This is a genomic window from Falsiroseomonas sp. (assembly GCF_030695085.1).
Taxonomy (GTDB): Bacteria; Pseudomonadota; Alphaproteobacteria; order Acetobacterales; family Acetobacteraceae; genus Falsiroseomonas.
This window is the reverse complement of the sequence record NZ_JAUYTS010000033.1, coordinates 1-17857: the sequence shown is the minus strand read 5'-3', so window position 1 is coordinate 17857 and position 17857 is coordinate 1. Positions and strand designations below refer to the sequence as shown.

At 70.4% G+C, this 17857-nt stretch carries 21 protein-coding genes; 10 read left to right on the top strand and 11 right to left on the bottom strand.

Annotation, left to right across the window (positions count from 1 at the left end; all coding sequences use genetic code 11):
- Positions 1 to 164: 164 nt before the first annotated feature.
- Positions 165 to 1100, bottom strand: coding sequence for a 1-acyl-sn-glycerol-3-phosphate acyltransferase (locus Q8S40_RS03350; RefSeq protein ID WP_305669274.1), 936 nt, complete (start codon positions 1098 to 1100; stop codon positions 165 to 167).
- Between the two features lie 287 nt (positions 1101 to 1387).
- Between Q8S40_RS03350 and Q8S40_RS03345 the strand changes: the two genes are divergently transcribed.
- Positions 1388 to 2437 (top strand): NAD/NADP octopine/nopaline dehydrogenase family protein, encoded by a 1050-nt coding sequence (locus Q8S40_RS03345; protein WP_305669273.1) that lies wholly within the window; start codon positions 1388 to 1390, stop codon positions 2435 to 2437.
- A gap of 6 nt (positions 2438 to 2443) precedes the next feature.
- Here Q8S40_RS03345 and Q8S40_RS03340 read toward each other — a convergent pair whose 3' ends face one another.
- The 5 genes from Q8S40_RS03340 to Q8S40_RS03320 are packed head-to-tail and all read right to left on the bottom strand — an operon-like array spanning position 2444 to position 5894.
- A complete protein-coding gene (locus Q8S40_RS03340) occupies positions 2444 to 2842 on the bottom strand; it encodes a helix-turn-helix domain-containing protein (RefSeq protein WP_304809575.1) in 399 nt (132 codons plus the stop codon).
- Entirely contained in the window at positions 2839 to 3420 is a 582-nt protein-coding gene (locus Q8S40_RS03335) for a Smr/MutS family protein (RefSeq protein ID WP_305669272.1), read from the bottom strand. Before Q8S40_RS03335 ends, Q8S40_RS03340 begins: the two co-directional genes overlap by 4 nt.
- A gap of 7 nt (positions 3421 to 3427) precedes the next feature.
- Positions 3428 to 4195, bottom strand: a complete 768-nt coding sequence (locus Q8S40_RS03330) for a lactate utilization protein (RefSeq protein WP_305669271.1) — start codon at positions 4193 to 4195, stop codon at positions 3428 to 3430.
- Entirely contained in the window at positions 4192 to 4437 is a 246-nt protein-coding gene (locus Q8S40_RS03325) for a hypothetical protein (protein ID WP_305669270.1), read from the bottom strand. The genes Q8S40_RS03330 and Q8S40_RS03325 overlap by 4 nt, the downstream gene beginning before the upstream one ends.
- An 11-nt stretch (positions 4438 to 4448) precedes the next feature.
- Positions 4449 to 5894 (bottom strand): LutB/LldF family L-lactate oxidation iron-sulfur protein, encoded by a 1446-nt coding sequence (locus Q8S40_RS03320; RefSeq protein ID WP_305669269.1) that lies wholly within the window; start codon positions 5892 to 5894, stop codon positions 4449 to 4451.
- Between the two features lie 132 nt (positions 5895 to 6026).
- Here Q8S40_RS03320 and Q8S40_RS03315 point away from each other — a divergent pair, with 132 nt between their 5' ends.
- Positions 6027 to 6290, top strand: a complete 264-nt coding sequence (locus Q8S40_RS03315; protein WP_304809733.1) for a FitA-like ribbon-helix-helix domain-containing protein — start codon at positions 6027 to 6029, stop codon at positions 6288 to 6290.
- Positions 6291 to 6713: a type II toxin-antitoxin system VapC family toxin gene (locus Q8S40_RS03310; protein WP_305669268.1), complete on the top strand. Its 423-nt coding sequence runs from the start codon at positions 6291 to 6293 to the stop codon at positions 6711 to 6713.
- 7 nt (positions 6714 to 6720) lie between these two features.
- Here the strand turns inward: Q8S40_RS03310 and hrcA are convergent, their stop codons facing one another.
- Positions 6721 to 7767: a heat-inducible transcriptional repressor HrcA gene (gene hrcA / locus Q8S40_RS03305; RefSeq protein WP_304809587.1), complete on the bottom strand. Its 1047-nt coding sequence runs from the start codon at positions 7765 to 7767 to the stop codon at positions 6721 to 6723.
- A 223-nt stretch (positions 7768 to 7990) separates the two neighbouring features.
- Between hrcA and Q8S40_RS03300 the strand changes: the two genes are divergently transcribed.
- The 3 genes from Q8S40_RS03300 (at position 7991) to Q8S40_RS03290 (ending at position 9251) form a co-directional block, all read left to right on the top strand.
- A complete protein-coding gene (locus tag Q8S40_RS03300) occupies positions 7991 to 8251 on the top strand; it encodes a hypothetical protein (RefSeq protein WP_305669267.1) in 261 nt (86 codons plus the stop codon).
- 47 nt (positions 8252 to 8298) lie between these two features.
- The gene (locus Q8S40_RS03295; protein WP_305669266.1) at positions 8299 to 8934 is read left to right on the top strand and encodes a transglycosylase SLT domain-containing protein; all 636 of its coding nucleotides are present in this window, start codon (positions 8299 to 8301) and stop codon (positions 8932 to 8934) included.
- Between the two features lie 65 nt (positions 8935 to 8999).
- The gene (locus tag Q8S40_RS03290) at positions 9000 to 9251 is read left to right on the top strand and encodes a GlsB/YeaQ/YmgE family stress response membrane protein (protein WP_304809593.1); all 252 of its coding nucleotides are present in this window, start codon (positions 9000 to 9002) and stop codon (positions 9249 to 9251) included.
- Between the two features lie 13 nt (positions 9252 to 9264).
- Here Q8S40_RS03290 and Q8S40_RS03285 read toward each other — a convergent pair whose 3' ends face one another.
- Together Q8S40_RS03285 and gshB are read right to left on the bottom strand one after the other, a co-directional pair.
- Entirely contained in the window at positions 9265 to 9852 is a 588-nt protein-coding gene (locus Q8S40_RS03285; RefSeq protein ID WP_304809595.1) for a D-Ala-D-Ala carboxypeptidase family metallohydrolase, read from the bottom strand.
- Between the two features lie 83 nt (positions 9853 to 9935).
- Entirely contained in the window at positions 9936 to 10886 is a 951-nt protein-coding gene (gene gshB / locus Q8S40_RS03280; RefSeq protein WP_305669265.1) for a glutathione synthase, read from the bottom strand.
- A 118-nt stretch (positions 10887 to 11004) separates the two neighbouring features.
- Between gshB and Q8S40_RS03275 the strand changes: the two genes are divergently transcribed.
- From Q8S40_RS03275 to Q8S40_RS03260, 4 genes are read left to right on the top strand one after another with little or no spacing between them, the layout of a single operon-like run.
- A complete protein-coding gene (locus tag Q8S40_RS03275) occupies positions 11005 to 11844 on the top strand; it encodes a shikimate dehydrogenase (RefSeq protein ID WP_305669264.1) in 840 nt (279 codons plus the stop codon).
- On the top strand, positions 11841 to 12425 hold the full coding sequence (gene coaE / locus Q8S40_RS03270; RefSeq protein WP_305669263.1) for a dephospho-CoA kinase: 585 nt from the start codon (positions 11841 to 11843) through the stop codon (positions 12423 to 12425). The genes Q8S40_RS03275 and coaE overlap by 4 nt, the downstream gene beginning before the upstream one ends.
- Positions 12426 to 12428: 3 nt before the next feature.
- A complete protein-coding gene (gene dnaQ / locus Q8S40_RS03265) occupies positions 12429 to 13133 on the top strand; it encodes a DNA polymerase III subunit epsilon (protein ID WP_305669262.1) in 705 nt (234 codons plus the stop codon).
- A gap of 9 nt (positions 13134 to 13142) precedes the next feature.
- Positions 13143 to 13913, top strand: coding sequence for a (Fe-S)-binding protein (locus Q8S40_RS03260; RefSeq protein WP_305669261.1), 771 nt, complete (start codon positions 13143 to 13145; stop codon positions 13911 to 13913).
- A 6-nt stretch (positions 13914 to 13919) separates the two neighbouring features.
- On the opposite strand, the gene Q8S40_RS03255 is transcribed toward Q8S40_RS03260, so the two are convergent.
- Both Q8S40_RS03255 and Q8S40_RS03250 read right to left on the bottom strand, forming a co-directional pair.
- Positions 13920 to 16718: a [protein-PII] uridylyltransferase gene (locus tag Q8S40_RS03255; protein WP_305669260.1), complete on the bottom strand. Its 2799-nt coding sequence runs from the start codon at positions 16716 to 16718 to the stop codon at positions 13920 to 13922.
- A gap of 5 nt (positions 16719 to 16723) precedes the next feature.
- Positions 16724 to 17857, bottom strand: a 1134-nt coding sequence (locus Q8S40_RS03250; RefSeq protein ID WP_408872166.1) for a MutS-related protein, incomplete at its 5' end; no start/stop codon positions are given.

Here is a 17857-nt window from a genome sequence, read left to right as displayed (position 1 = left end):
GAAGGCCGCGGGGGGCAGCCGGGGATTTGCGCAGGCCGCGCGCCCGGGTCAAGCGAGGCGCATCCGGCCCGCGGCCAGGAAAGTGTGCCGCCTTTGTTTCTCCACGCCGGCAGGCTGCGGGATCGGCGCGCGCCGGGTCAAGCGGGAAGCGCGGGCCAAAGCCCTCACGCGGGCAGGATTTCCGGCCGAGTACCGGCCTTGGGCTGCGGCGGGGTGGCGCGCAGCGGCAGGGCCGGGCGGTTCTGCCGCAGTGTGGAACAGCTATCCGCCACCACCTGGGCGCAGGCGGCGGCCAGCACCTTGCGGTCCGGCCAGACGGCGGGGTCCAGCGGCGCGTGCAGGATGATGGTGGCGCGCCCGCCGGGGCGCCGCGCCAGGCGCCAGAAATGGGTGAAGATGTCCGTGTCGCCATACCAGGCGAAAAGCGGCCGGTCGCGGCGGCAGGCGGGCAGGCCGCCCAGGCGGTCGAACACCACGGAAACCGGCTGCACCACCCGCGCGCTGTCCGCCACGGACAGAAAGGCGCTGCGGAAGGGCAGCACGCGGCAGCCATCGCTGGTGGTGCCCTCGGGGAACAGGATCAGGTTGTCGGCGGCGGCGAGCCGCGCGCGGATCGCATCCGCCTCCCCCTTCGTGCCGCTGCGGCGGCGGCTGACGAAGACGGTGCGGCCCAGCTTGGCGACGATGTTGATCAGCGGCCAGCGCGCGATCTCCTCCTTGCCGACGAAGCTCGCCTCCAGCGTCCCGCCCAGCACCAGGATATCGAGCCACGAGGAGTGGTTGGACACGAACAGCACCGGCTTCTCCGCCGAGGCTTCCCCCACCACCTGGATCCGCAGGCCCATCAGCGCGCAGAGCGTGCGGTGATACAGCCGCGCGAAGGCGGCGGCACCCCTTCCGGGCAGCGGCAGCAGCAGCGCCTGGATCGGGATGGCGATGAGGGTCCAGAGCACCAGGCAGGCCAGCCGGCGCACCGCGCGGAAGCGCCCGCCATGCGGACGTTCCCCCAGCACATCGCCCCACATCCCCTCGGGGTCCGAGGCGGAGAATTGGATGGCGAGGCGCCGCTTGCGGGGGCGCAGCACATCCGGCGCGGTCATTCGGGCTGTTGCCTGCATGACGAAGTATTAATACCGCGGTTGAAGGCAGGGCAATGAAGGACTGGCGACGGTCCCATGAACACCGACCGAAATTCAAATATTTGTTGCTGCTGCGGTGCAACAGGCGCGTTCTGCCTCGGCCCGGCTTTGTGCGGCAGGCCGTTGCGCGGCAGGGTGCGAAACCGCCCAAGCGCCTGTAAGGTGGCGCCGATGATCACATTCGCCCGATCCAACCCCGCACCGTCTGGCCGGCCCCTCGCCGCGCCACCTTCGAAAGCCTGAGCCGCATGCGCCTGGCAGTCCTGGGGGCCGGTGCGGTCGGGCCGGGGGCGGCGGCGCTCGCCGTCAGCCGGGGGCACGCCGCGGCGCTGTGGTCGCCGCGCGGCGGTGGCACGCATGGCATCGGCAGCAGCCTCTCGGTGCAGGGCGTGCTGTCGGGCACCGCGCGGGTCGATGTGGCGGTGGATGTGGCGCGCGCTCTGGCCAGGGCGGATGCCGTGCTGGTCAGCGTGCCGCCGCACGCGCTGGGGCCGGTGCTGCGCCGCATCGCACCGATGCTGACGGAGGGCGTGCCGGTGCTGCTGGCGCCGAGCCATTCCCTGGCCCCGCTGCTGCTGGACCGCCTGCTGGCGCGGGAGGGGCGCCGGGCCCCGATCGGCGCCATGGCAATCCCGCCGGTGGTGGCGGAACGCCTGGCCGGCGATGAACTGCGCCTGCATGCGTTGCCGGAGGTCGTGGAACTCGCCGCGGTCCCCGCCGCTTCCGCCGGGGCGCTGGCCAGCCTGTGCGCCGATCTGTTCGGCATCCGCTTCGTGCCGTTGGCCGATGCGCTGGGCGCCGCGCTGGCGGTGCATGAGCCGGTGCTTCAGGCGGCGCTGGCGCTGGGCAATGTCACCCGGATCGAGGCCGGGGAGGATTGGGACCAGCACGGTCGCATGACGCCCGCCATCTGCCGGCTGGCGGAACGCCTGGATGCGGAACGGCTGGATCTGGCCAAGGCCTATGGCCATGCGGTGCCGAGCCTGGCCGCCGGGCTGCACCGGCTGGGCGGCGTGCCGGAAGCGCCGCTGCCGGTGATGGCCCGCGCCCTGGCCGCGGCGCGGCCCAGCCCCGGCCTGCGCGGGCTGGATGCCGCGCATCTGGCCGTCAGCGTCACCTATGGCCTGGCGCTGTGGCTGCGCCTGGCCACGCCGCGCGGCGTGGCGATGCCGCTGACCCAGGCGGCGGTGGCGGTGCTGGAGGCGATGTGGGGCAGCAGCCTGGCGGCCGATGACCTGCTGGAGGGGCTGGATTTCGGCCGGCTTCCGGCGCTGCTGCGGGATGGCCACGCGCGGTAGCCGCGCCTATCGCCCCGCCGCCCGCCGCAGCCGGGGCTTTTCCCCGGCCGGCACTTCCCGGTCCAGCAGCCCATGCATCGCCGCCACCGTCTGCGGGCTGAGGCGGTGGATGCCCTCCGCCAGGCGGTTCGCCAGCGCCGTCGCCTCCGGCGTCAGCCCGGCCGTGTCGAGCGTGACGCGGGGGTGGGACAGTTTCGCCAGTTCGGACAGCGTCTCCGCCTCGTCCCAGATCAGGCCGAAGAACTCATTCACCTGGTGCACCAGCCCGGCCGAGGGCCGGCCGCGATGGCCGTGCTCCAGCGCGGAGAGGTAGGCGGAGGAGACCTGGAGGTGGGTCGCCATGTCCTTCAGCGTCACCCGCCGCTGGCGCCGCAGCATCCGCAGCCGGGCCCCGAAGGGTGTCACCGCCGCTTGCCCTTGGCTGGCAGCGCCTTGGGGGGCGGCAGCGCATTGGTGCGGCGGCGGCGCAGCAGCAGGTTCACGGCGCCGGAATTGGTCGGGTGCGGATGCGCGGCGCCGAGCACCAGGGGGCGCAGCTCCGGGTCGTTCAGCCAATGCGGCAATTCGCGCTGCAGGATACCGCCTTCCGGCTGCGGCCCCTTCCCCGTCACCACCGTCACCGTGCGGATACCCTCCGCCGCCGCGCGGTGCAGGAAGGCCCGGAACACCAGATGCGCCTCCGCCACCCGCCGCCCATGCAGGTCCAGCGTCCGTTCCGCCCGCATGTCGCCGCGGCGCAGCGCTGCCCAGCGCTTGCGGTCGAGGCCGCCCGGCACCTCGCCGACGCGAATCTCCGGTGGCGGCAGCGGGCGGGCGGGTTTCGGCGGCGGCGCAATGGCGAGTTGCGCGGGCGGTTCCGGCACCGGCGCGGCGGCCGGGGTGGGCGGTGCCGGCGGGCGCTGATGGCCAAACAGCGGCCGGATTTCCGCGGTGAAGGCGCGCCACAGCGCGAGATCGGCCTGGTTCAGCCGCTTTTCGCGCATGGGGCTCTCAATCGCCCGGGGCGGCGGGGGCGCCCGGCTGGGTGGTGGCTTCCGCGCGGGCCTCGGCCGGGCTTTCCATGCGCGGCGCCGGCTCATCCTCCACCAGCAGGATATGCAGGCGGCGCGGGCCATGCGCGCCGAGTTCCAGCGTTTGCTCGATATCGGCGGAACGGGAGGGGCCGGTGACCAGCATGATGTTGCGCGGCATGAAGCCGCCGGTCAGCGCATCCGGCGCCCCGGCGCGCAGCCGGTCCCAGGCTTCCTCATAGGCGCCGACCACGTCAGACGCGCGCAGCACGGCGATTTCCGTATCCGGCAGCAGGTTCAGCGTGGTCGGACGCTCGGCGGCGGAGGGCAGCACCAGCGTGCCGGTCTCGGCGATTCCGGCCCAGGCATGTTGCAGCGACACGGAATCGGAGGCCTCGGCGCGCCGCGCCTCCCGCTCCAGCATCGGGCGGGTCGACCAGTCGATGCCGGTGAGGTCCGGGTGCGGCGCCATGACGATGCGCGATGGCAGGTTCTGCGCGGCCAGGTAATCCGCCACTGCGGCGGGGATGGCGGCGTGATCCGGCACGCGTTCGACCGTGCCGAATTCCTTCTCCACATTGCGGATGAACAGCGCGATCTGCTCCGGCCGCGGCAGGCGCGACCGGGCCGGGATCAAATGGCGCGGATGGGTGGCGATGCGGCCGGCGAGCATCGCCTGCTGGTCGGCCGGCAGCGGGCCGCGCTTCAGGCCGCGGCGGATCGCGCCGAGGATGGCGTCCTTGCTCATCGCCTTTCGGCCTCCATCGCGTCGCGCACCGCCTGTTCCAGCTTGGCCAGCGCGCCCTCGATCCGGTCGAGATCCTCGTTCAGCCGCACGGCCGGGGTGTCCGCGTCGATCCGGGCGTAGATCTGCTCCAGCGTGCCGGTGGGGCGCGGCGCGGTGCGGGCGGGTGCGCTCTGGTCGGGGAAGCGATAGCCGTGGATGCGCTCCGCCTCCTCGCCCGCCGGCAGCATCTTGTCGCGATTCAAGGGCTCCGGGCTCATCGGCGGCCTGCCCGCTGCTCGGTGCGCTGATGCGCCTTGTAGCGCGCCATGAAGGTCCCCCCCGGTTCGGGTGCCGGCAGATCCCGGCCCGCGGTCCAGCCACCGGCCAGCGGCAGCGATTTGAAGGCGCCCTTGCCGCGGCCGAGCAGCGACAGCGCGCCGATGCCGAGCCTGGTCACCATCCGGTAGGCCCCGGGCCGCTTGGCGAACCAGGCCCAGAGGGCTAGGCCGGAGCGGACGGATTGCGGCGACAGATGCCGCTCGAATTCCCGTTCGCGCCAATGCCGCATCAGCTTCGGCAGCGGGATCTTAACCGGGCAGACGCTTTCGCATTTGCCGCAGAAGGTGCTGGCATTGGGCAGGTTGCCGGCCTTGTCGATGCCGATCAGCGTCGGCGTCAGCACGGAGCCCATCGGGCCGGGATAGACCCAGCCATAGGCATGCCCGCCGGCCACGCCATAGACCGGGCAATGGTTCATGCAGGCGGCGCAGCGAATGCAGCGCAGCATCTCCTGGAAATCCGTGCCGATCATGTTCGACCGGCCATTGTCGATCAGGACCACATGATAATCCTCCGGCCCATCGAGGTCGGCTTCGCGCCGGATGCCGGTGGAGAAGGTGGTGTAGACCGAGAAATCCTGGCCGGTGGCGGAACGGGCGAGCAGGCGCAGCAGGCTGGTCGCATCCTCCAGCGTCGGCACCACCTTCTCGATGCTGGCCAGGACGATGTGCGTCTTGGGCAGGGTCTGCGTCAGGTCGCCATTGCCTTCGTTGGTGACGATCACGTTGCTGCCGGTTTCGGCGATCAGGAAGTTGGCGCCGGTGATGCCGACATCCGCCGCGAGGAAGCGACTGCGCAGCTTGGTGCGCGCCTCCGCCATGATGTCGCTGCGCTCATGGAAGACGCGGTCCTTCGGCAGCTCCGTGTGAATCTCGCGAAAAGTCTTTTCCCAGTCTTCGCGGTTCAGGTGGAAGGCCGGGCCGATGATGTGGCTCGGCGGTTCCTTGCGGATCTGCAGGATGTATTCGCCGAGGTCGGTCTCCACCGGCTCGATGCCATGGGCCTCCAGATGCTCGTTGATGCCGAGCTCCTCGGAGATCATCGACTTGCCCTTGGTGACCGTGCGCGCGCCCTTGTCGCGGCAGATCTTCAGGACGGCCGCACGCGCCTCATCCGCCGTCGAGCACCAATGCACGGTGCCGCCCGCCTTCTCCACCTGCGCCGCATAGGCCTCCAGGTAGAAGTCCAGGTTGGCCAGGGTGTGGTTCTTGATGTCGCGGCCGATGTCGCGCAGCTGCTCGAACTCCGGCAGGGCGGCCACCGCGGCGGCGCGCTTGCCGTGCGAGGTGCTCTTGCTGCGGTCGAGTGCCTTTTGCAGCCCGGCATCGGCCAGGGCGCGGGCGGCATTCGCCTTGAAGGCGGGGGAGGTGATGTGGACCACGGGCGCGCTCCTGCTCGACATTGATATAGCGCGGAAATCCGGTTCGCGCAGCCTCGGATGATGGAGCTTGCGCCATGCTGGCACTTCACCATATTGATATCAACGCTATCAGTTTTCGAGAAACGATATCAGATGCCCGCCGTCACCATCCGCAACCTGTCCGAGGCGGCGCACCGTGCCCTCAAGCTGCGCGCGGCCCATCACGGCCGCAGCACGGAGGCCGAGATTCGGGACATTCTTGAAGCCGCCGTGCGCCCCGCGGATCGTCTCCGCATCGGCTCCGCCCTGTCGGCATTGAGCCGTGAGGCGGGGCTGACCAACCAGGATTTCGAGGCGTTGGAGCAAAGCCGCGACCGGACGCCCGCAGCGCCGATGCGCCTGGCCGATGAGACTTAGGTGATCGTCCTGGACACGAATGTCGTCTCCGAGGCGATGAAGCCGGAACCGGCGCCTGCCGTGCGCGACTGGCTGGATGCGCAGGCGGCCGAGACGCTGTTTCTCTCCAGCGTCACCGTCGCCGAATTGCTGTTCGGCATCGGTGCCTTGCCGGACGGGCGGCGCAAGCAGAAATTCGCCGCCACGCTCAATGGGCTGCTCGCCCTGTTCGAAGGCCGGATCCTGCCCTTCGATACCCAGGCCGCCCGCCATTACGCGGATCTGGCCGTCGCCGCCCGCCATGCCGGAAAGGGTTTTCCGACGCCGGATGGCTATATCGCGGCGATCGCCACATCCCGCGGCTTCGCGGTTGCCACGCGCGATGCCAGCGCCTTCCAGGCTGCCGGGGTCCCGATCCTCGATCCCTGGAAGGGCGAAGGCTGAGAGGCGCTCAGCCCAGCAGCCGCCCGATCACCCGCGCCGTGTAGTCCACCACCGGGATGATCCGCCCGTAGTTGATCCGCGTCGGCCCGATCACGCCGATGGCGCCCACGATCTGCTCCGCCCCGTTGCGGAAGGGCGAGACCACCATGGACAGGCCGGCGCTGTCGAACAGACCGCTCTCGGCACCGATGAAAATCTGCACCCCCTCCCCGCGCTGGGCGAGGTCGAGCAGCCGCAGCATGGTCTCCTGCGCTTCCAGCCGTTCGAACAGCGCCTGGATTTCCTGCACCCGCTGGGCGTGGTCCAGGCCGAGATTCTGCAACAGCTTGGCCTGGCCGCGCAGGATCAGCGACCCGCCGCTACCGCCGGCCCAGGTGCCGAGCCCGGCCTCGATCACCTGGTTCGTCAGCGCATCCAGCGCCGTGCGGTTGGCGGCGATTTCTTCCGCCACCGTGCCGCGGGTTTCCTCCAGCGTGCGGCCGGACAGGCGCGCATTCAGGTAGTTGCTGGCCTGTTGCAGGGCGGAGGGCGGCAGGCCGAGCGGCACCTCGATGACGCGGTTTTCCACCTGGCCATCGGCCGTCACCAGCACCACCAAAGCGCGGCCGGTACCGAGTGCGACGAATTCGATGTGCCGCACCGGCGCTTCGCGCTTCGGCGCCACCACCAGCCCCGCAGCGCCCGCCAGGCCGGACAGCATCTGGCTCGCCTCGCCCAGCGTTTCCTGCAAGGAACGGCCGCCGGCGGCGCAGCGGGCGGCGATCGCGTCCCGTTCCTCCTCCGGCAGCGCGCCGAATTGCAGCAGGCCATCGACGAACAGCCGCAGCCCGCGTTCCGTCGGCAGCCGCCCGGCCGAGGTATGCGGGGCGAACAGCAGCCCGGCATCCTCCAGATCCGCCATCACATTGCGGATGGTGGCCGGCGACAGGGCCTGCGGCAGGCGGCGCGACAGGGTGCGGGACCCGACCGGCTCGCCCGTCTGGACATAGGTTTCCACCAGCTCCCGGAAGATGGCCGCGGACCGGTCGTCCAGCCCGGGTGGCAACGGGCTCATCGCGGGCGACCCGGTGGGGCGCGGCGGCCTGGTGATTGGACCCATAGGGGCGTGTCCCAAACCGTGAAGTTGCAGCGCAATGACGCTAGGGGGCGGGCTGTAGCCGGGTCAACCTCGCCGGGCGAGCCCACCGCGCATCAACACTCCATGTCGGGCGGCGCTGACCCAACGGCAAGGTTTCGACACGATCGCGCCACATGGCGGTTACGACGCCCGCGCTAGCATGTTGCAACAACGGGGATTGCAGCATGGGCCGGAAGTGGGCGCGATGACGGCGGTGTTCGCGGCGGCCTCGCTGCTGCTGGCCGGCGGGGCGGGGGTGCTGTCCTCCCTGCTCGTGGCCCCGGTGCGGGGTGCCGGGCGGATGCTGGCGCTGCTGCTGGCCTCCGTCGCGGCGGTCGGGCTCGGCCTGCTGCTGCTGGTCGGGCCGGCGGAGCCCAATTTCTTCCTGACCGGGTTGGGGTTGCCGATCGCCTCGCTTTGAACCCGGCGCGGTTGACGCCCGGCACGCAAGGCGGGCAGGTGGCGGCCATGCTGCGCCCTGTCCTTCTCGTCGCGCTGCTGACCTGGTCGCCGGGCGTATCGGCCCAGGCGGCCGCGGATGATCCCTGGACCGCCTGCACCCGCGCCATCGCGGCGGCGGAGGCGCGCAGCGGCATCCCGGACGGCCTGCTGCTGGCGATTGCGCGCGTCGAGAGCAGCCGCGCCCGCCCCGGTGGCGGCGCGGCGCCCTGGCCCTTCGCGCTGAATGCCGGCGGCGAGAGCATCTTCCCCGAAACCGCGGCGGAGGCGGTGGAGACGGTGCGGGCGCTGCGGGAGAATGGCAGGCGTTCCATCGATGTCGGCTGCATGCAGGTCAATCTGGTGCATCACCCGGAGGCCTTCCCGGACCTCACCCAGGCCTTCCACCCGCCCACCAACATCGCCTATGCCGTGCGCTTCCTGCGGGAATTGCGCGGCCGCACGGCCAGCTGGGCGGAGGCGGTGGCGCAGTATCATTCGGCGGAGCCGGGGCGCGGCCTGGCCTATCACACGCGGGTGCGGGTGGCGCAGGGTGCGGCGCTGGCACCCGGGGCGGTGGCCGGGCTGTGCGCGCCGGGCCTGCGGGCGCGGCTGGTGATCCCGCCCGGCGCCGGCGCCCGGCCGCGGCTGGTGTGCCGCAGGTAGAGATTCGTTGGGGAACCCGCGCGGCCTGCCGCGCTTACACTGGCATAACGCGGAGCGACGGCGACATGGGTTTCATCTGGACGATCATCATCGGCTTCCTGGCCGGGGCACTGGCCAAATTCCTGATGCCGGGGCGGGACCCGGGCGGCTTCATCATCACCATCCTGCTCGGCATCCTGGGCGCCGTGGTGGCGACCTGGCTGGGCCAGGCGGTCGGCTGGTACCGGGCCGGCGAGGGCGCCGGCTTCATTGGCGCCGTGGTGGGTGCGGTGATCGTGCTGGCGGTGTACCGGGCGGTGGCCGGGCGCCGCGCCTGACGCCTGCGGCGCCTCACTCCGACATCTTGCTGGTCATGCCGCGGGTGTCGACATGGGTGAAGTTCTCGGACGGGTAGGCGGCGATGTAGCCCTTGAAGGCGAACCACACGCCGAAAGGGCCCATCTTCCACAGCCGCGGCAGCTCGCCGAAGGGGATGGTGCCGGCGGAGACCTTTTCGGCCTTCCGCTCGAAGGTGACGGGGGAATAGAATAACTTCCCCGAATTGCTCCATTCCTTCAGGATTTTCTCGACCTCGGTGCAGGCCATGCCGGCGACTTTGAAGTCGATGGCGGTGAAGGCCATGTGCTGGCTGGTCTTGGCGCGCCCCGTATAGCCCTTGGTGCTGTCCGAGGAAGCCTGGTTGTAGGCCTCGCTGCGATAGATGCTTTGCAGATTGATCGTCTTGCCGAGATGTTCGCGCAGCGCATCCAGAACGATGACGGTGGGGATGATGTTGTCCCACAGCCGCTCGGGTGGCTTGCTGTTTTTCGTGCCGAACTTGTTCTTGGCCGCGGTCCGCGCCAGCAGTTCCGAGGCGTTGAAATTCTTCAACCCGACCGCAGCGATGCGGGCAGCAAACTTCGTATTGTAGTCCGACATCGCCGAGTCCTCCCGCCCCGCATCATGGGCGGGGCGGGTGGCCCGGCGATTTCAGTCCGCGTCGCGGGATCGTGTCGTGCGTTTCACGCCGAGACCTTCGCCTCGATCGCATCCCACAGCGCGCGTTCCAGATGCACGCCGTCGAAGCGCGCGATTTCCTGCAGGCCGGTGGGGGAGGTGACGTTGATCTCGGTCAGGTAGCCGCCGATCACGTCGATGCCGACGAGGATCATGCCGCGTGCCTGCAATTCCGGCCCGATGGCGGCGCAGATTTCCTTCTCGCGGTCCGTCATCACGGTCTGGGTGGCCTTGCCGCCGACATGCATGTTGGACCGCGCCTCCCCGGCTGCCGGCACGCGGTTGATGGCGCCCATGGCGACGCCATCGACCAGGATGATGCGCTTGTCACCCTCCCGTACCGCGGGGACGTATTTCTGGATCACCAGCGGCTCCCGCGACCGCTCGGTGAACATCTCCACCAAGGCATTCATGTTCGGGTCATCGGGACGCAGGTGGAAGACGCCGGCGCCACCATTGCCGAACAGCGGCTTGATGATGATGTCGCCGTGCTTCTGGCGGAACTTGCGGATCTGGCCGACATCGGCGGTGACCAGGGTTTCCGGCATCAATTCCGGGAAGTGGGTCACGAACAGCTTTTCCGGCGCGTTGCGCACGCTCGCCGGGTCGTTCACCACCAGGGTCTTCGGGTGGATATGCTCCAGGATGTGGGTTGCCGTGATGTAGGCCATGTCGAAGGGCGGGTCCTGGCGCATCAGCACCACATCCACCTGGCCGAGATCCAGCTCCTCCGTCGCGCCGAGGGTGAAGTGGTTGCCCTTCTCCCGCCGCACCTCGACCTTCTGGGCCTGCGCCAGCACCCGGCCGCCGAGCAGCGCCAGGTCGCGGACATGGTAGTGCCACAGCGCATGGCCGCGGGACTGGGCTTCCAGCATCAGGGCGAAGGTGCTGTCGCCGTCGATGTTGATGGAGGCGATGGGGTCCATCTGGACCGCGACCTTGAGGTTGCGCGCCATGGGGGGTTCTCCGTTGTGGCCCTTCCTGTGGCATTGCCGGGGCCCGGTTGAAAGAGGGGGCCAGGGAGGAAGGCCGCGGCCATTGACCGGCGCGGCGGGGCCAGGGCACTTCACGGGAATGAACATCCTCTCCGGCAAGGCCCGCAAGGCCGGCGTGCTCGGCTGGCCCGTGGCGCATTCCCGCTCGCCGCGGCTGCATGGCTATTGGCTGGCGCAGCACGGCATCGATGGCGCCTACCTGCCCCTGCCGGTGCGGCCTGAACATTTTTGCGAGTCTGTGCGGGCGCTGGGGCGGATGGGTTTTGCGGGGGCGAACGTCACCATCCCGCACAAGGAAGCGGCCTATGCGCTGTGCGATGCGGTGGATGCGGTGGGGCAGCGGGCCGGGTCGGTGAACACGCTGTTCTTCCGGGAGGATGGGCGGATCGAGGGCACCAGCACGGATGGCTACGGCTTCCTCGAATCCATCCATGAACAGGCACCGGGCTGGCAGGCGGGGGATGGCCCGGCGGTGATCCTGGGCGCCGGCGGCGCGGTGCGATCGGTCGCCGCGGCGCTGCTCGATGCCGGCTGCCCCCGCCTGGTGCTCGCCAACCGCACCGTGGCGCGGGCGGAGGCGCTGGCGCGGGATCTCGGCGGCCCGGTGGAGGTGACGGACGCACCGCGGCTGGAAGGCGCGGCGCTGCTGGTCAACGGCACATCCCTCGGCATGGACGGGGAGCCGCCGCTGGAGATCGACCTGGCGCCGCTGCCGGGCACGGCGGTGGTGGCGGATATGGTCTATGTGCCGCTGGAGACCGCCCTGCTGGCCCAGGCACGGGCGCGCGGGCTGCGGGCGGTGGATGGGCTGGGCATGCTGCTGCACCAGGCACGGCCCGGTTTTCACCAGTGGTTCGGCGTGGCCCCGGTGGTGGATGCAAAGCTGCGCGCCTTCGTCGCGGCGGACCTGCTGGCGTGAAGATCATCGGCCTGACCGGCAGTATCGGGATGGGCAAATCGACCGCCGCCAACAGCTTTCGCCGCCTGCGCGTGCCGGTCTTCGATGCGGATGCCGCCGTGCATGCGCTGCAAGGCCCGGGTGGCGCCGCTGTCGCCCCGGTGGAGGCCGCCTTCCCCGGCACCACCACCGAAGGCCGGGTGAACCGGGAGGCGCTGCGCGCCCGCGTGCTCGGCGACCCCGCGGCGCTGAAACGCCTGGAGGGCATCATGCACCCGCTGGTGCGCCGCGCGGAGGCCCGCTTCCTGGCCACCTGCCGCCGGCGGGGGGAAAGGCTGGCGGTGCTCGACATTCCGCTGCTGCTGGAAACCGGCGGCGAGAAGCGGGTGGATTTCGTGCTGGTCGTCTCCGCCCCCGCCGCCGTGCAGCGCGCCCGCGTGCTGCGCCGCAGGGGGATGACGCCGGACCGCCTGGCCGCCATCCTGGCGCGGCAGATGCCGGATGCCCGGAAGCGGCGCCTGGCCGATGCGGTGGTACAGACCGGCCAGTCCCGCCACCATGCCCAGCGCCAGATCCGCGCGCTGGTCCGAAGGATGCGTTAGCCCATGCGCCAGATCGTGCTGGATACCGAGACCACCGGCCTCGACCCCGCCTCCGGCGACCGGGTGATCGAGGTCGCGGCGATCGAGATCTTCAACTTCATGCCGACCGGCGCGACCTTCCACGAGCTGGTGGACCCGGAACGCGACATCCCCGAGGAAGCCACCCGCGTGCACGGCATGACGGCCGACATGCTGCGCGGCAAGCCGCTGTTCCGCGACATTGCCGGCCGGATGCTGGATTTCCTGGGCGACAGCGAGATCATCGCCCACAACGCGCCCTTCGATTTCGGCTTCCTGGATGCGGAGCTGGTGCGCGCCGGCCACAAGCGGCTGGACCGCAGCCGCATGGTGGACAGCCTGGCGGTGGCCAAGCGCCGCTATCCCGGCCTGCCCAACAGCCTCGATTCACTCTGCCGGCGCCTCGGCGTCGATAACACCATGCGCACCGCGCACAACGCGCTGCTCGATGTGAAGCTGCTGGCCGAGGTCTACCTCGAGCTGATGGGCGGCAAGCAGCCGGGCTTCGAACTGGCCGCCCGCCCCGCCCGCCCGGCCGCCATGGGCAGCCTGGTGGTGGCGCCGGTGGCGCGCACGCCGCGCCCGATCACCGCCAGCGCGGATGAGCTGGCGGCGCATGCCGCCTTTGTCGCGAAAAAGCTGAAGGACCCGCTCTGGGTCAGCCTCGCCGCGCCGCAGCCGCTGTCATAAGGTAGCCCGATGACCCCGACCCGCCCCCGCGTCGCGCTGTTCGTCACCTGCCTGGTGGATCTGTACCGGCCCTCGGTCGGCTTCGCCGCGCTGAAACTGCTGGAGGCCGCGGGCTGCGAGGTGGTGGTGCCGGAAAGCCAGACCTGCTGCGGCCAGCCCGCCTACAACTCCGGCGACCGCGCCACCGCGACCGAACTGGCCCGCGCCGTGGTCGATGACTTCCTGCGCTTCGATTATGTGGTGGCGCCGTCAGGCTCCTGCGCCGGGATGATCAGCCACCACTTCCCCGGGCTTTTCGCCGACGACCCGCATTACCGCGGCAAGGCGGAGGCGCTGGCCGCGAAGACGCATGAGCTGATCTCCTTCCTGGTGGATGTGCGCGGCATGACCCAGGTGGCGGCGCGCTTCGACGGCATCGCCACCTATCACGACAGTTGCTCCGGCCTGCGCGAGCTTGGCGTGAAGGCGCAGCCGCGCAAGCTGCTGGGCTCCGTGGCCGGCCTGTCGCTGCGCGAGATGGGCGACAGCGAGCTGTGCTGTGGCTTCGGCGGCACTTTCTGCGTGAAGTACCCGGACATCTCGACCCGGATGGTGGGCGACAAGACCAAGGACGTGACGGCGACCGGTGCCGACACGCTGCTGGCGGGCGACCTCGGCTGCCTGCTGAACATGGCCGGCAAGCTGGGGCGCGAAGGCTCGCCCGTGCAGGTGCGGCATGTGGCGGAGGTGCTGGCGGGGATGACGGAGGAAGTGGCGCCGATCGGGATGGTGAAGGGGTAGCGCCCCTCACACGATCCGCACGGACCCATCACCCGGCATATCTGGCGCGCCGAGCGCCACCAGCAGCGCGCTGCGCAGCGCCGCCAGCTTGCGTTCGTTCTCCACCTTCAGCCCGAACACGTCCTTCACATAGAAGACGTCCACCGCCCGCACGCCATAGGTGGTGATATGGGCGCTGGCGATCTGCAGCCCCTGCTCGCTGATCGCCGTCGTCACCGCATGCAGCAGCCCGGGCCGGTCGCGGCCATTCACCTCGATCACCGTGTGGGTGTTCGAGGCATGGTTATCCAGCACCACGCGCGGCGGGATGGTCACGGCGCGCAGCCGGGCGGGTTCGCGGCGGACCTTGGCGATCTCCTCCTCCAGCCGCAGGCGGCCGGACAGGGATTGCTCGATCAGCACGGCCAGGCGGGCCAGCCGGTGCGGCGCGTCGAAGGCGCCGCCGGCCGCGTCCTGCACCCAGAAGGTATCCAGCGCCATGCCGTTGGTCATGGTGTGGATGCGCGCATCGACGATGGAGGCACCCGCCACCGCCAGCGCGCCGGCGATGCGGCTGAACAGGCCCGGGTGGTCGGAACAGTAGACCGTCACCTCGGTGACGGACCGCGCCTCGATGACGCGGGTGCGGACGGTGAGCGGGGCGTTCTCGGCCTCCGCCTCCCGGATCATCTCGGCGTGGCGGGCATGGGTCTCGGGGTCGAAGGACAGCCAGTAGCCGGGATAGCCGAGGCCGAGGAACAGATCCGTCTCGGCCTTGGTCTGGTGCGTCAGCAGCGCGGCGGCCGCGGCGCGCGCCCGGGCCACGCGCGTGTCGCGTTCCGGCACGGAGAGGCCACCGGCCAGAACCTCCGCCACGCGCCAGTACAATTCGCGCAGCAGCGTCGCCTTCCAGCCGTTCCACACCTTCGGGCCGACCGCCCGCATGTCGGCGACGGTCAGCACCAGCAACAGCCGCAGGCGTTCGGGGGATTGGACGGTCTCGGCAATGTCCAGGATGGTCTTGGGGTCGTCGATGTCGCGCTTGAAGGCGGTCTGGCTGATCAGCAGGTGGTTCAGCACGAGCCAGGAAACCGTCTCCGTCTCCTCCGGCGACAGGCCGAGCTTGGGGCAGATTTCCAGCGCGATCTGCGCGCCCAACTCCGAATGGTCGCCGCCGCGCCCCTTGGCGATGTCGTGCAGCAGGACGGAGACATACAGCGCACGTCGGGACTGGATCTGGCCGATCAGTTCGGAGGCAACCGGCGCGACCTCTCCCAGCTCGCCGCGTTCCAGGGCGGCGAGAACGCCGATCGCCTCGATCGTGTGCTCCTCCACCGTGAACACATGGTAGGTGTCGAACTGCATCAGGCCGACGATGCGCGCCCAATCCGGCATGAAGCGGGACAGGAACCCCACCTCGTTCAGCACGCGCAGGAAGCGCGCCGGGTCGCGGCCGGTCAGCAGGTCCAGGAACAGCGCATTGGCCGGCGGATCATCGCGCAGATGCACGGCGTAGCGGGCGTTGCGGATCAGCGCGCGGTGGGCGAGGGGGTGGATCTCCAGGTTGCGGTCGCGCGCCGCGCGCACCAGGCGCAGCATGATGGCGGGGTCGGCTGCCACGTTGCGGTCGGGCGCGAACAGCACTTTTCCGTCTGCCAGCGCCATGCCCGCCTGGGACAGCGCCGCATCGCCGGCGGGCAGCACGGCGGGCGGGCCAAGGGCGGCGCGTTCCAGTGCCGGTTCCAGCAGCCGGGTCAGGCGCACCACGTCCCGTGCCGTCAGGAACAGGTGCTTCATGAAGCGCTCGACGCCGTCCTGCACACCATGCCGTGTGTATCCCATGCGGGCGCCGACCACGGGTTGCAGGTCGAAGGTCAGGCGTTCCTCGGCACGTCCCGTCACGTAGTGCAGGTGGAAGCGGACGGTCCAAAGGAAATTCCAGGCGCGGCGGATGGCGCGCGCTTCCTGCGGCGTCAGCAGCCCGCCGCCGGGGCTGTTCGGGCCGACCAGTTCGGGCATGCGCTGCACGCCGAAGGCATGGCGGGCCAGCCAGTACAGGGTTTGCAGGTCGCGCAGCCCGCCGCGGCCTTCCTTCACATGCGGTTCCACCAGGAAGGGGCTTTCGCCGTAGCGCGCATGGCGGGCCTGGCGTTCGGCGCGCTTGGCGGTGAGGAAGGGTGCCAGGCCGCTGGCCTTGCGGGCGGCGAGGAAGGCGGTGTCGAAACGCTCGAACACCGGGCGCTCGCCGGCCAGGAAGCGGGCATCGATCAGCGCGGTCTGGATGGTGACGTCGCCGCGCGAATCCTCGATGCATTCGGAGAGCGTGCGGGTGGCGTGGCCGACCTTCAGCCCGAGATCCCACAGCAGGTACAGCAGGAATTCCACCGAACGCCGCCCCTGCGGGCCGAGCGGCTGGTCCGACAGGAACAGCAGGTCGATATCCGAATAGGGCGCCAGCACGCCGCGGCCGTAGCCGCCGGTGGCGATCAGCGCGAAAGGGTCCTCCACCGCGCCTGTGGTGGCTTCGGCCGGGTTGGCGCAGACCGCCAGCGTATAGGTGTGGATGGCGGCGACGATGCCATCGGTCAGCGCCGCCAGCCAGCGTGCGGCGCCAAGGCCGGACAGGTCGTGCGCCTCGAAGGCGCGCTGCACGCGGCCCTGGATGCGGCCGAGCTGCCGTCGCAGCAGGCTGAGCGCAATGTCGCGGGGGACGGGGCGCCCGTGTTCGACCAGCCCTGCGATCAGGTCCGGCAGGACCTCGGGCGGTTCGGCGGGTAGCGCGAGAGCGGCCGCCGGGGAAGGCGGTTGGCCGAGGCTGGCGGTCATCAACGTCACACTACCGTGTCACTTGTCGCAGCAACAGTGTTCTCGTGTTGCGCTGCGGTAGCTTCCGCATCCGGATCGATTTTCTGATCTGCGAGCGATTTCAAGCGGTAGAGCGCCTCCTGCGCCTCTCGCGGAGAAAGCGCATCAAGGTCGAGTTCTGCCAGCATGGCGTGCAGCGGGCTGGCCGGGGCCGCCGGTTCGGGGCGCGCCTGGGCGAATAGCGGCAGCTCCTCGGCCAGCGCATCGCGTCCGCCGGCCCGGGCGCGGGTTTCCAGCGCCGCCAGCACTTCCGCCGCACGTTTCAGCACCGGTCGCGGTACGCCGGCCAGCCGCGCGACATGCACGCCCCAGCTTCGCTCCGAGGCGCCGGGGCCGACCAGATGCTGGAACACCACCTCCCCCCGCCATTCCCGTACCTGCATCCGGGCGAGCTGCACTTCCGGCAGGCGGCCGGCGAGCGCGGTCAATTCATGGAAATGGCTGGCGAAGATGGCGCGGCAGCGGATGCGGTCATGCAGCGCCTCCAGCACCGCCCAGGCGATGGCGAGGCCATCCCAGGTCGCGGTGCCGCGGCCCACCTCGTCCAGCACCACCAGGGACCGGGCGGTGGCCTGGTTCAGAATGGCGGCGGTCTCGGCCATTTCCACCATGAAGGTGGACCGCCCGCCGGCAATGTCGTCACCGCCACCGACGCGGGAGAACAGCCGGTCCACCAGCCCCATGCGGGCGGCGGTGGCGGGCACGAACAGCCCGGCCTGGGCCAGCACCACCATCAGCGCATTCTGCCGCAGCCAGGTGGATTTGCCCGCCATGTTGGGGCCGGTCAGCAGGCAAAGCCGCCGGCCGGGCGACAGGTCGCAATCATTCGGCACGAAGGCCGGGCCGCGGGCGCGTTTCTGCACCGCTTCCACCACCGGGTGGCGGCCGGCGGTGATGCAGAATTCCGCGCGCTCCGTCAGTTCCGGCCGGCACCAGCCGCCCTCGGTGGCGAGCTGGGCGCTGGCGGCGTGCAAATCGAGTTCTGCCAATGCGCGGGCGGCGGCGGCGATGGCGGTGCCGGAATTCAGCGCCAGGCGCTTCAGATGGGCGATGCAGGCGCGCTCGCGGGTGGCGGCGCGTTCGCCGGCCTCCGCCACCTT